The organism is Brevibacterium epidermidis NBRC 14811 (assembly GCF_001570805.1).
GTDB classification, from domain to species: Bacteria; Actinomycetota; Actinomycetes; order Actinomycetales; family Brevibacteriaceae; genus Brevibacterium; species Brevibacterium epidermidis.
Genome location: NZ_BCSJ01000016.1, coordinates 1 through 12,229, shown reverse-complemented (window position 1 = coordinate 12,229; position 12,229 = coordinate 1). Strand labels below are relative to the sequence as shown.

Below are 12,229 nucleotides of genomic sequence, written 5' to 3'. Positions count from 1 at the left end.
CCTTGCGCAAGGTTGCTGGGCCGCCGTCAGGTAGTTCTGGGAGGCTTTGCTGCCGGGGTCAGTCCTCGGCGAGCTTGAGCTCGAAGAAGACGCGCGGGTCTCCCGGTCCGGCATAGTCCTCGATGAGCTCACCGCTGAAGCCCATGGAGGAGTGGAAGGAGATCGCACCCGAAGACTCCGGCTTCGTCGTAGCCTGCACCGAGGAGACGCCGAGCTGACGGGAACGGTCGATGAAGTGCTGGTAGAGGTGACGGCCGATGCCCTGGTGACGGAAATCCGAGCGTGCTGCGACCAGGTGGATGTACGCGGGTCCTTCGTGCGGAATGACACCGAGCAGGTAGCCGACGATCTCCGAGCGGTAGCGGGCAACGAGTCCCGAGGTGTCGAACTGACGGAACCAGTAGGCGTCGTGGTCACCGCTGAGATCGCGGTCTCCCCAGAATTTCGCCTGGGCGTCGAGCAGGAATTCGCGCATCTCGCGGGCGTCGACCTCATCGAGCGGACTGATGCTCAGCTGCTCGGTATCAATAGTTTCGTCAACGGCCATTGCGCCTCCTGATGTGTTCGTTCTTACCCTCACTCTATAACGCCCTGTCCCGGAAGAATAGTGCGCTCCATGTCATCATAGATCACATGATTCGGATTGCTTCAGTCAACGTCAACGGAGTCCGCGCAGCATGGCGAAAGGGGATGCCCACCTGGGTCGATGCCGCGAAACCGGACTTCATCACTCTCCAGGAGGTGCGCGCCGCCAACGATATCGCGCACGGTGTCCTTGCCGACACGGGCTATACCACGATCAGCCACGACGCGGAGGCCAAGGGCCGCGCCGGTGTCGCCGTGATGGCCCGCACCGAACCCGAGGCGGTGCGTGAGGGACTCGGCGACGACGGCTACTTCGACCGGGCCGGACGGTGGGTGGAGACGGACTTCCGCCTCGGCGACGGATCGCTGCTGACCCTCGTGTCCGCCTACGTCCATTCCGGCGAGGCCGACACCCCAAAGCAGGACGACAAGTACCGGTTCCTCGATCGCATGATCGAACGGATGCCGCAGCTGGCGCAGACCGCCGACCACGTTCTCATCACCGGCGACCTCAACGTCTGCCACACCGAGCGTGACCTGAAGAACTGGAAGGCCAACCGGAAGAAGTCGGGATTCCTGCCGGAGGAGCGCGCCTATTTCGACAGGTTCTTCGGTGAGATCGGGTATGTCGACGTCCACCGCCGGATCAGCGGCGACGTCGACGGCCCCTACACCTGGTGGTCGATGCGCGGACAGGCCTTCGACAATGACACGGGATGGCGCATCGACTACCAGATGGCCACCCCGGCCCTGGCCGAGGCCGCGGTCAAGGCCACCGTGGACAAGGCGGACAGCTGGGCCGAACGCTGGTCGGACCACGCTCCGCTGGTCATCGACTACGACCTCCCCTCCGTCCAGTCCTGACCGCAGTTCGAACGACAGGCGAAGAGCCCGGGGACTCAGGACGAGATGTCCTGAGTCCCCGGGCTCTTCGCTGTCCTCTCAGCATACTGAGACGCAGGCAGCTTCAGAATCTCAGCAGCAACGCGCCTTGGGATTGCGGTCCTGCTCATCGGTGAGATCACGCCAGAACGCCTTCTCCTCCATCGCACCCTCACGAGTGCCGTGGCGGCGCTCGTAGGATTCGAGGTAGTGGATATAGGCGTTCTCGCCCATGATCTCCTTGAGGTACCAGTGCAGCCAGGCGACGCCTCGTCGCAGAGATCCCCACGGATCATTGGCGATGCGGCTGAGCGGATGTGCAGTGCTCATTCCTTCTGCCTTCCTGCCTCGTGGTCGTCCCACTGTGCCTGCAGCTCGCGCTCGGGCTTGCGCGCGATGAGACCGGCCGGAGCGAACATCTTCGTCTCGACGAAGGGCTCCTCCGTCGTCGGCAGGGAGCCCTTCTTGATGGCCTCGATGGACTTCCAGACTGCCATGACGACGACCATCGCGACAAGGAGCGCGAACACGATCGACAGGGTGCCCTGGACGAAGGTGTTGCGAACGACGGCGTTCATCGCCGCCACTCCTTCGGTGTTGCCCATCGAGGTCTCTCCGGCGGCCAGCGCGTCCTTGTAAGCGAAGTGCTGAGCCCAGTATCCGAGCTTCGGGTCGGAGGAGAAGATCTTCTGCCACGAGGCAGCCATCGTGACCAGCAGGTCCCAGACAAGCGGGATGCCGGGGATCCACGCCCACTTGGCCAGGCCCATCTTGCACACGATGGCGAAGACGACGGCCAGAGCGATCGCGGCGAGCAGCTGGTTCGAGATGCCGAAGAGCGGGAATAGCGTGTTGATGCCGCCGAGGGGGTCGGTGACACCCATGAGCAGGATCGAGCCCCAGGCAGCGACCATGATCGCGGTCGTCAGCCAAGCGCCCGGAGTCCACGAAGGATCCCGGAACTTCTTGGAGAAGTTGCCGAGCGCATCCGAGAGCATGAAACGGGCCACGCGGGTGCCCGCATCGATCGTGGTGAGGATGAACAGGGCCTCGAACATGACGGCGAAGTGGTACCAGAACGACATCCAGGCCGGTCCGCCGAAGAGGTTGTGGAGGATGTGCGCCATACCCATGGCCAGCGTCGGGGCACCGCCGGTACGAGAGACGATGCTCTCCTCTCCGACGTCCTTGGCCGCCTGCTCGAGGACTTCCGGACTCGTCTCCACCCCGGACATGCCCAAGGAATTGTTGATGAAGTCCGCAGCGCCCTGCACCGTTCCGCCGGTGAGCGGTTCGGCGGCATTCATCGCAAAGTAGAGGCCCTTGTCGAGGCAGATCGCGGCGACCAACGCCATGATTGCGACGAAGGACTCCATGAGCATCCCGCCGTAGCCGATGAGGCGAGCTTGCGTCTCCTTCTCGATGAGCTTCGGAGTCGTACCCGAGGAGATGAGGGCGTGGAAGCCCGACAACGCTCCACAGGCGATGGTGATGAAGAGGAATGGGAACAAGGCGCCTGCGAATGCTGGACCTGCCGTGTTGAAGGCGAACTCGGTCAGTGCAGGCATCTGCACGGTCGGGTTGACGATGAGGATGCCCACGGCCAGCAGCACGATGGTGCCGATCTTCATGAACGTCGACAGGTAGTCGCGCGGGGCCAGCAGCACCCACACGGGCAGGACGGCGGCGAGGAAGCCGTAGATCATCAGACACCAGGCCAGAGTCACCTTGTCGAGGTGGAAGATCTCGGACCAGAATGGCGAGTTGTGGACCCATCCGCCGGCGATGATCGCGATGACGAGCAGCACGATGCCGATGACCGAGACCTCGATGACCTTGCCGGGACGCAGGTAGCGCATGTAGATGCCCATGAACACGGCGATCGGGATGGTCATCGCGATTGAGAAGACGCCCCAAGGGCTTTCGGCCAGGGCGTTGATGATGACGACGCCGAGGACGGCGATGAGGATGACCATGATGAGGATGATGCCGATGGAGGCGATGATTCCGCCCGTGCGGCCGAGCTCATCACGGGTCATCTGTCCCAGTGAGCGACCGTTGCGGCGCATGGAGAAGAACAGCACCATATAGTCCTGCACACCGCCGGCGAGGACGACGCCGAAGACGATCCACAGGGTTCCGGGCAGGTAGCCCATCTGGGCTGCGAGGATCGGTCCCACGAGCGGACCGGCACCGGAGATCGCAGCGAAGTGGTGGCCGAACAGGACTCGGCGGTCGGTCGGCGCGAAATCGCGGCCGTTGTCGTTGAGCTCTGCCGGGGTGGCTCGCTTCGGATCCGGCCGGCAGATCTTCCATTCGATGAGCTTCGCGTAGAAGCGGAAGCCGATGAGATAGCTGCCGACGGCTGCGGCGACGAACCAGCTGGCCGACAGCTCTTCACCGCGCACGAACGCGATCATCGACCAGCCCGCACCGGCGATGAGGGCGATGACCACCCACAGCACGATCTTCGCCGGTGTCCAGCGTGGCTTCTCGACCACGGCGACCGGTGGCAGGTCGTCCTCGGTCTTGACGTATTCGACCGACATGGTCCTCCTCCTTGAGAGATGTCTCGGCTATGTTGTTTTGACAGCGTGATCGTTCCCGTACCGACCATCGACCGAATATTGACCGGGAGATGTGAGGCACCTTGAGAAATCTTGTGATCGCCTAGGTCACTATACCGCCCGCTCGGACGGTTCGAGTGACCTGGATGACCCTCATCTCTGCACGCGAAATGCCCTCTCGCGGCGTCTGCGAATTCCCGACCGCAGGCAGTCGTCTTCCGCATACGGGCCGGACAACAGACTCCGACAGGGGAGATGGCATCATAGGACTATGACGAACTCTTCTCAGCCGCGCACTGTCTCAGGTATCCAAGCCACCTCCGATTCCCTCCATCTGGGCAACTACATCGGGGCCCTGCAGCAGTTCGTGACTCACCAGGAGTCGCATGACGCGTTCTACTTCATCGCGAACATGCACGCGATCACCGTCGAGCAGGACCCGGCCGAGCTGCGCGAACGGACGCTGCGCACCGCCGCACAGTTCATCGCCGCCGGTCTCGATCCGGAGAAGTCGACGATCTTCGTCCAGTCCCAGGTCCCTGCCCATCCGCAGCTGTCCTGGGTCCTCGAATGCACCACCTCGATGGGTGAGGCGAGCCGGATGACCCAGTTCAAGGACAAGTCCGCTAAGCAGGAGCATGTGTCCCTGGGACTGCTCACCTACCCGGCGCTGATGGCCGCCGACATCCTCCTGTACAACCCGCAGCTCGTTCCCGTCGGTGAGGACCAGCGCCAGCACCTGGAACTGACCCGCAACCTCGCCGAGCGCTTCAACTATCGTTTCGGCAAGACTTTCACCGTGCCAGAGGCGCAGATCCTCAAGGCGACCGCGAAGATCTACGACCTGCAGAATCCGGGCGCGAAGATGTCGAAGTCCCAGCCGAGCCCGCAGGGCCGCATCGACATCCTCGATGATGCGAAGGCCCTGACGAAGAAGATCAAGTCCGCCGTGACCGACGACGGAACCGAGATCGCCTTCGACCCGGAGAACAAGCCGGGAGTATCGAACCTGCTGACGATCTATTCCTCCCTGACCTCTCGTTCGGTCGACGACATCGTCGCCGAGTACGAAGGGAAGATGTACGGTCACCTCAAGGTCGACCTCGCCGAGGTGGCCGTGGAGACACTGACGCCCGTGCGGGAGCGTACGCTGGAGCTTCTCGAAGACCGTGCCCAGCTGCAGGCCATCCTCGACCGCGGGGCGGAGAAGGCCAGCGCCATCGCCGAGGCGACCCTCCGCGAGGTCTACGACAAGATCGGCTTCATCTGATCGTGGCGAAGAAGAAACCCGACGAGGGTCCTCTCAACCTCACACCGGATATGCTCCACACCGCTGCGCGGGTGGAGGACCGGTTCAATGGGTGGATCCAGAATCGGGCCACCGACCACGCCTACCAGCGCACGGTCATCGCCTACGACACCTACGGCGGGACCGGTTGGGTGCGGGTGCTCGGGCGCCTGGTGCTCACCCCGAACGGTCAGCCGGCAGCCGATGTCCACGCGAGCATCCGCGGATGGAAGTCCTTCGTCAGCGTTCCTCTGCCCAATGACACAGCATGGGTGCGCGTCAACGACGAAGAGCATATGGTCACCTCCGATCGCGGAGGCATCATCGACACCGTGATTCCCGGAGACTTCGAACCGGGGGAGACGGAGATCGAGCTGTGGACCGACGGTTCGCTCGTCGACTCGGCCGCCGTGCGCATCATCGGCGAGGACTCGACCTTCGGCATCATCTCCGATATCGACGATACGGTCATGGTCACTTCGCTGCCGCGTCCGTTCCTCGCTGCCTGGAACACTTTCGTCCTCAGCGAGCATGCGCGGTCCCCGGTGGCGGGAATGGCCGTGCTCTACGACCGGATCACCTTCATGCGCCCGGACACTCCGATGGTCTACCTGTCGACAGGGGCCTGGAACTCCGCTCTGTCGCTCAAGCGTTTCCTCTCCCGCAATCTCTATCCGATGGGTCCGCTGCTCCTCACCGACTGGGGGCCGACGACGACCCGGGTGTTCCGGTCGGGCAAGGAACACAAACGCAATTCGCTGGAACGTCTGGCCAGGGAATTCCCGTGGATGAAGTGGCTGCTCATCGGCGACGACGGACAGAACGATGAGGAGATCTACGGCGAGTTCGTCGAGAACCACCCGAAGAACGTCGCCGCCGTTGCGATCCGACAGCTCACCGTCGGCGAGGCCGTGTGGGCCGGCGGACGGTCGAAGCGTCACGGTCGCGGCCAAGGCGTGCCGTGGATCTATGCCCCCGACGGTGCCGGCTTGGCCTCTCGCCTGACCGAACGAGGAATCATCTCGACAGTCTGAAGGCACTCGAGTGCTGGACGCATTCGGGCGCCGAATACAGCAGAGCCCGGGTCTCCGAGGAGGAGATCCGGGCTTTGCAGTATTCAGTTGGGGATCAGCGCAGCTGTGCGAGCAGCCGCTGCTTCGCCTCATCGAACTGGGTCGCGAAGGTCTCGACGAGCTCCGCGGTGGTCCGCTGCTGTCCGAGAGCGCCGATGCCCTGGCCCGAGCCCCAGATGTCCTTCCAGGCCTTCGCATCCGAATCCGGGTCGGAGGCGAAGCTCATCTTCGATGGATCGGACTCCGGCAGATTGTCCGGGTCGAGGCCCGAAGCGACGATGGATCCGCGCAGGTAGTTGCCGTTCACACCGGTGAAGTAGTTCGAGTACACGACATCATCGGCACCGGACTCGACGATCATCTTCCGGTAGTCGTCGACGACATTTGCCTCGGGGGTCGAGAGGAAGGCCGAGCCGACGTAGGCGAGATCGGCACCGGCAGCCAGAGCGGCGAGGATCGAGCGGCCGTGGGCGATGGCGCCCGACAGCAGCAGGGGTCCGTCGAACCAAGAGCGGATCTCCTGGACCAGTGCGAACGGCGACTGTGCCCCGGCATGTCCGCCGGCACCGGCGGCCACGGCGATGACGCCCTCGGCGCCCTTCTCGACGGCCTTGTGTGCGAAGCGGTTGTTGATGACGTCGTGGAGGACGATCCCGCCGTAGGAATGGACGGCTTCGTTGACCTCTTCACGGGCACCGAGTGAGGTGATGACGATCGGCACCTGGTGGCGGACCACCTCGGCGAGGTCCTGCTCGAGGCGATTGTTCGAACGGTGCACGATGAGGTTGACCGCGAACGGAGCGGCGGGCTGCTGCGGATTCGCCGCGGTGTGGGCGGCGTTCGACTCGGAGATCTCATCGAGCCAGTCGGTCAGCTGCGAGGCCGGACGGGCGTTGAGAGTGGGGAAGGATCCGATGATTCCCGCCTGGCACTGGGCCTTGACCAGCTCTGGCCCTGAGGCGATGAACATGGGGGAGCCGACGGCGGGCAGACGGAGTTGGGAGCGCAGATCGGTGAAGGTGCTCACCGTGCCTCCTTGTGTAGATGAATGCATATTCCCACTCTAACCGAACGTTTGTTAAATGCGATACGCGACACATTGCCCGCTCGTGTGTCCCGGCAGCAGAGACGACAGCGGCGCGGGCTCCGCACTGGAGTCCGCGCCGCTGTGTACGCGATCATTCGAGGCCGAACTGGCCCCGACTGGATCTCAGGAATCCGTGAAGTTCGGGTCCCGCTTCTCGACGAAGGCGGCCATGCCCTCGGACTGATCATTCGTGGCCAGCGAGGAGTGGAAGAGGCGACGTTCGTAACGCAGGCCCTGCTCGAGGGTCGTTTCGAACGCGGTGTTCACCGCTTCCTTGACCATCGCCGAGGCGATCCGGGACTTCGACGCGATCGTCTGGGCGATCTCGTTGGCCGTTTCCAGCAGTGCTTCGGGCTCGACGACGCGAGCGACGAGACCGGAGCGTTCGGCCTCCTCGGCTCCCATCATCCGGCCGGTCAGGCACATGTCCATGGCTTTGGCCTTGCCGACGGCGCGGGTGAGGCGCTGGGATCCGCCCATGCCCGGCAGCACACCGAGGTTGATCTCGGGCTGTCCGAACTTCGCCTTCGTCGAAGCGATGAGGATGTCGCCCATCATCGCCAGCTCGCAGCCGCCGCCCAGAGCGTAGCCGCCGACCGCGGTGATGACCGGCTTGCGCACATCGGTCAGCCGGGTCCACCCGGCGAACCAGTCGGCCTTATAGGCGGTCGCGAAGTCGAGGCTCGACATCTCCTTGATATCGGCGCCTGCGGCGAAGGCCTTCTCGCTGCCGGTGATGATGATCGCCTTGACCGAGTCATCGGCGTCGAAGGCGGTCGCGGCATCGGTGATGTCGGTGAGCACCTGCAGATTGAGCGCGTTGAGCGCCTTGGGCCGGTTGATCGTGATGGTGGCGACACCGTCGGTGACGTCGGTGAGGATGGTTTCGAATTCGCTCATGAGAACACCTTGTCTTCGTGGTCGGTGGTGAGGATGGACTGAACCTGCTCATCGCTGACTTCGGCCAGAGAGGCGGGATTCCACTGCGGGTTGCGGTCCTTGTCGATGACCTGCGCGCGGATGCCTTCCTTGAGGTCGGGCAGTCCGGTGAGGGTGACTGCGACGCGATAGTCCTGTTCGAGGACTTCGTCCAGCGTCATCTTCTCCGCATTGCGGATCGCTGCCAGGGTCACCTTCACCGAGGTGGGGGCCTTCGTTTTGATGAGCTCCGCGGTGGACTTGGCATCGGGGTTTTCGTGCGCGGCGAGAGCCGCGACGATGGCCTCGGCGTCATCGCCGACGTAGCAGGCGTTGATCCAGTCGGCCGCCTCGGCGAGGTCATCGGCCGGTGCCTCTCCGGCGTACTTGCCGAGGACGGACTCGAGATCTTCACCGGCGGTGAGGTCGGCGATGAGATCGGGGATCTGCGCATCGGGGACGAAGTAGTCGGCGATCCCGAGGGTGATCGCGGTGCCGGCTCTGACGGGCTGCCCTGTCAGCGCCAGATGAGTGCCGAGCTCTCCGGGACCGTTGGCCAGCAGGTGGGTGCCGCCGACGTCGGGGAAGAGCCCGATTCCGGTCTCGGGCATGCCGACCTTCGTCGAATCGGTGACGATGCGATGCGAGCCGTGTCCGGAGATGCCGACTCCGCCGCCCATCGTGATGCCGTTCATGACGACGACATAGGGCTTGGGGAACTCCGAGATCGCGAAGTTCATCTTGTATTCGCGGTTCCAGAATTTCGCATTCTCATCGGTGCCCGCCACGATGTCGTTGTACACGGCCTTGATGTCGCCGCCGGCACACAGCCCGCGTTCGCCGCGGCCGGTGACGAGTACGAGCTTGACCGAATCATCATCGCGCCAAGCGTTGAGGGCCTCATCGATGCGTGCGACCATGTCCTGGCTCAGCGCATTGATCAGCTTCGGCTTGTTGAGTTCGATCCGGCCCACCCCGTTGGTGACCGAAGTGATGACGGAGTCGTCCGCCTGCTTCGTCGAAGGTTCTGTCATATCAGCCCACTCCTGTGCTCTTGCGCGAGATGATCACGCGCATGATTTCGTTGGTGCCTTCCAGAATCTGGTGGACGCGCAGGTCTCGCACCAGCTTCTCAATTCCATACTCTGTCAGATAGCCATAGCCGCCGTGCAACTGGAGTGCCCTGTTCGCGACGTCGAAGCCGGTGTCGGTGGCCTTGAGCTTGGCCATGGCCGACAGCAGCGAGGTGTTCGGATCGCCAGCGTCGTAGGCGTTGGCCGCCCGCCACAGCAGGGATCGGGCGCCTTCGAGGTCGGCCTGCATCTGGGCCACCTCGAAGCGCAGCGCTTGGAATCCCGAGAGTTCGGTGCCGAAGGCCTGTCGTTCGCCCATGTAGGTGATGGCCTTCTCCAAAGCTGCCTGTCCGCCGCCGAGCGAGCAGGCGCCGATGTTGAGGCGACCGCCGTCGAGTCCGGACATGGCGATCTTGAAGCCCTGGCCGGGATCGCCGAGCATGTTCTCCTTCGGCACCCGGACGTTCTCCATGATGACCTGCCGGGTGGGCTGGGCGCGCCAGCCCATCTTCTGCTCGTTGGGTCCGAAGCTCAGGCCCTCCATGCCTTTCTCGAGGATGAAGGCAGAGATTCCGCGCGCGCCTTCCTGACCGGACCGGGCCATGACGAGGTAGGTCTCGGAGGTGCCGGCGCCGGAGATGAACTGCTTGACTCCGTTGAGCACGAAGTGGTCGCCGTCCTCTCTGGCAGTGGTGCGCAGGGCGGCGGCGTCGGAGCCGGCGTTGGGCTCGGTCAGGCAGTAGCTGCCGAGGTGTTCCATGGAGACGAGCTTCGTGAGGTACTTGGCCTTCTGTTCGTCATTGCCGAACTTGTCGATCATCCACGCGACCATGTTGTGGATGGAGATATAGGCGGCGACGGATGGGCATCCGGTCGACATCGCTTCGAAGATCAGGGCCGCATCCATCCGGCCCATTCCGGTTCCGCCGGCCTCTTCGCTGACGTAGATGCCGCCCATCCCGAGGTCGGCGGTCCGCTTGATGACGTCGACGGGGAAGAAGTGCTCGGCGTCCCATTCGAGGGCGTGCGGGGCGACTTCCGTATCGGCGAACTCGCGCACCATCCCGGAGACGGTCTGCTGTTCGTCGGTGAGACCGAAAGGTAGGGCAGCGGCTGTACTGCGGGACATGATTCCTCCAAGAATCGGACGCGTATTCGGTGACGGGCACCACGATACGTCCATATTACTTGGACATCCAACTAATTCCTCGCCGAGGCGGCCCGTCCGTTGGTCTGTTGTGTGGCCTGTCTGTTGGTCCGCTCAGCTGCCGGCTTCGAGCCCCGAGCGCAGAGTTTCGAGATGGGGGAGCAGGGAATCGAGATCGATCCCGGCGAAATCGGGGGAGGAGAAGACCTCGGCGTTGAGTGCGGTCGTCGCCTGAGCGGCGAGATCACGACCGGCATCCGTGAGGTCGACGAGCGTCGTCCGGCGATCATCGGGGTGGCTGCGCCTGGCGACGAGTCCGGCCTTCTCGAGGCGGTCGACGGAGTTCGTCGTCGATGTCGCATGCACCTGCAGGCGAGCGGAGATCTTCGACATCGGCAGGGTTCCGGCTCTGGTGAAGGACAGCAGAGTGAGGACTTCGTAGCGTGAGAACGTCAGTTCGAAGGGTTTGAGGGCAGCATCGACGCGAGCCAGGAACAATTGGTGGATCCGCATCACCGAGATCACCGTCGTCATTCCGTCGGCTGCGTGATCCCACCCATGGGCCAGCCATTGCCGTCGGGACTCTTCGATCGGGTCGAAACCCGAGCCTGTATTCTCTTCTGCCGCCATTGTCGACAGTGTAGTGAAGTGAGAAGATGGGCGCATGTGCGGTCGACTCAATATGTCTCTCGATCCGGCAGATCTCGCCGATGAGCTCCGGTTGGACGTCGTTTCCTATGACTTCACACCGCGCTTCAATGTGCCTCCTGGATCCTTCGTGCCGATCGTCGTCGAACGCCTCGACGAGGATGGTCAGCTGCACCGCAGGCTCGAAACCGCCTCCTGGGGATTGGTCCCGGCGTGGGCGAAGGATCCGAAGATCGGCTTCAAGGCATTCAACGCCCGTTCCGAGACGGTTATCGAGAAGCCGATGTTCCGGCAGGCCATCAAACGTCGCCGCTGTGCCCTGCCGATCCCGGGCTACTACGAATGGGAGAACACGGAGGACGGCAAACAGCCGTGGATGATGACCGCAGCCGGCGAGGACCCGCTGTTCATGGCTGGTCTCTTCGAATTCTGGAAGCAGCCGGATGAGACCTGGCTGGTCTCCACGACGATTCTGACCATGGAGTCCGCGGGACATCTCAGCGATGTCCACCACCGGATGCCGGTGTTCCTCGGGCGCGAGCAGATCAGTGACTGGATCGACCCGGGTGTGCTGACGAACGATGTGCCGGATCTGCTGGCGGCGACTCTCGGCCAAGTCGACCCGGCAAGCGTCACTCGCCACAAGGTCGGCAAAGCGGTCGGCAACGTCCGCAACGATTCTCCGGAGCTCGCCGAACCCGTGGCGTAGATCGCTGAGCTTCTCGCCCGAGATCTCGGGGTTCTCGGAGTCGGGGAGAGGGCACTGTCGCAGCCGTTTTGCACGCGGTCGCAGATGTGTGTATTGTTATCCAGGTTGCCAGGACGCAAGGAACGGCAACAGTCGCTCTGATCGGGAACGATGCGAGCAAACCGGAGATGAACTCCGAGTTGCACGGATCGAAACAACCAGGTAGAGTAGACATCCGCTGGCACAGCGAGTCGCAAGACGAAAAGTGCACAC

Annotated in this window: 12 protein-coding genes; 4 read left to right on the top strand and 8 right to left on the bottom strand. The window is 63.4% G+C overall.

Annotation, left to right across the window (positions count from 1 at the left end; genetic code table 11):
• Window positions 1-58 precede the first annotated feature (58 nt).
• A complete protein-coding gene (locus BEP01S_RS13885; protein ID WP_062244410.1) occupies window positions 59-547 on the bottom strand; it encodes a GNAT family N-acetyltransferase in 489 nt (162 codons plus the stop codon).
• A gap of 86 nt (window positions 548-633) precedes the next feature.
• Between BEP01S_RS13885 and BEP01S_RS13880 the strand changes: the two genes are divergently transcribed.
• Window positions 634-1,449 (top strand): exodeoxyribonuclease III, encoded by an 816-nt coding sequence (locus tag BEP01S_RS13880; RefSeq protein ID WP_062244407.1) that lies wholly within the window; start codon window positions 634-636, stop codon window positions 1,447-1,449.
• Between the two features lie 111 nt (window positions 1,450-1,560).
• On the opposite strand, the gene BEP01S_RS13875 is transcribed toward BEP01S_RS13880, so the two are convergent.
• Together BEP01S_RS13875 and BEP01S_RS13870 are read right to left on the bottom strand one after the other, a co-directional pair.
• Complete coding sequence (locus tag BEP01S_RS13875) at window positions 1,561-1,797, bottom strand: CstA-like transporter-associated (seleno)protein (RefSeq protein WP_062244404.1); 237 nt, start codon at window positions 1,795-1,797, stop codon at window positions 1,561-1,563.
• Window positions 1,794-4,016 carry a carbon starvation CstA family protein gene (locus tag BEP01S_RS13870; protein ID WP_062244401.1) on the bottom strand — a complete coding sequence of 741 codons (2,223 nt, stop codon included), beginning with the start codon at window positions 4,014-4,016 and terminating at the stop codon, window positions 1,794-1,796. The genes BEP01S_RS13875 and BEP01S_RS13870 overlap by 4 nt, the downstream gene beginning before the upstream one ends.
• A 289-nt stretch (window positions 4,017-4,305) precedes the next feature.
• Here BEP01S_RS13870 and trpS point away from each other — a divergent pair, with 289 nt between their 5' ends.
• Window positions 4,306-5,304: a tryptophan--tRNA ligase gene (gene trpS / locus BEP01S_RS13865; protein WP_039206281.1), complete on the top strand. Its 999-nt coding sequence runs from the start codon at window positions 4,306-4,308 to the stop codon at window positions 5,302-5,304.
• Between the two features lie 2 nt (window positions 5,305-5,306).
• The gene (locus BEP01S_RS13860; RefSeq protein ID WP_039206280.1) at window positions 5,307-6,356 is read left to right on the top strand and encodes an App1 family protein phosphatidate phosphatase; all 1,050 of its coding nucleotides are present in this window, start codon (window positions 5,307-5,309) and stop codon (window positions 6,354-6,356) included.
• Between the two features lie 94 nt (window positions 6,357-6,450).
• Here the strand turns inward: BEP01S_RS13860 and BEP01S_RS13855 are convergent, their stop codons facing one another.
• The 5 genes from BEP01S_RS13855 to BEP01S_RS13835 form a co-directional block, all read right to left on the bottom strand.
• Entirely contained in the window at window positions 6,451-7,422 is a 972-nt protein-coding gene (locus BEP01S_RS13855; RefSeq protein ID WP_244882260.1) for an NAD(P)H-dependent flavin oxidoreductase, read from the bottom strand.
• A gap of 183 nt (window positions 7,423-7,605) precedes the next feature.
• Window positions 7,606-8,382, bottom strand: coding sequence for an enoyl-CoA hydratase (locus tag BEP01S_RS13850; protein ID WP_039206276.1), 777 nt, complete (start codon window positions 8,380-8,382; stop codon window positions 7,606-7,608).
• Window positions 8,379-9,434 (bottom strand): enoyl-CoA hydratase/isomerase family protein, encoded by a 1,056-nt coding sequence (locus BEP01S_RS13845; RefSeq protein WP_062244397.1) that lies wholly within the window; start codon window positions 9,432-9,434, stop codon window positions 8,379-8,381. The genes BEP01S_RS13850 and BEP01S_RS13845 overlap by 4 nt, the downstream gene beginning before the upstream one ends.
• Before the next feature lies 1 nt (window position 9,435).
• On the bottom strand, window positions 9,436-10,602 hold the full coding sequence (locus tag BEP01S_RS13840; protein ID WP_039206273.1) for an acyl-CoA dehydrogenase family protein: 1,167 nt from the start codon (window positions 10,600-10,602) through the stop codon (window positions 9,436-9,438).
• A 132-nt stretch (window positions 10,603-10,734) separates the two neighbouring features.
• Window positions 10,735-11,250, bottom strand: coding sequence for a MarR family winged helix-turn-helix transcriptional regulator (locus tag BEP01S_RS13835; RefSeq protein ID WP_039206271.1), 516 nt, complete (start codon window positions 11,248-11,250; stop codon window positions 10,735-10,737).
• Between the two features lie 52 nt (window positions 11,251-11,302).
• On the opposite strand from BEP01S_RS13835, the gene BEP01S_RS13830 reads away from it, so the two are divergent.
• Window positions 11,303-11,977, top strand: a complete 675-nt coding sequence (locus BEP01S_RS13830) for an SOS response-associated peptidase (RefSeq protein ID WP_062244395.1) — start codon at window positions 11,303-11,305, stop codon at window positions 11,975-11,977.
• The last annotated feature ends 252 nt before the right edge of the window (window positions 11,978-12,229 follow it).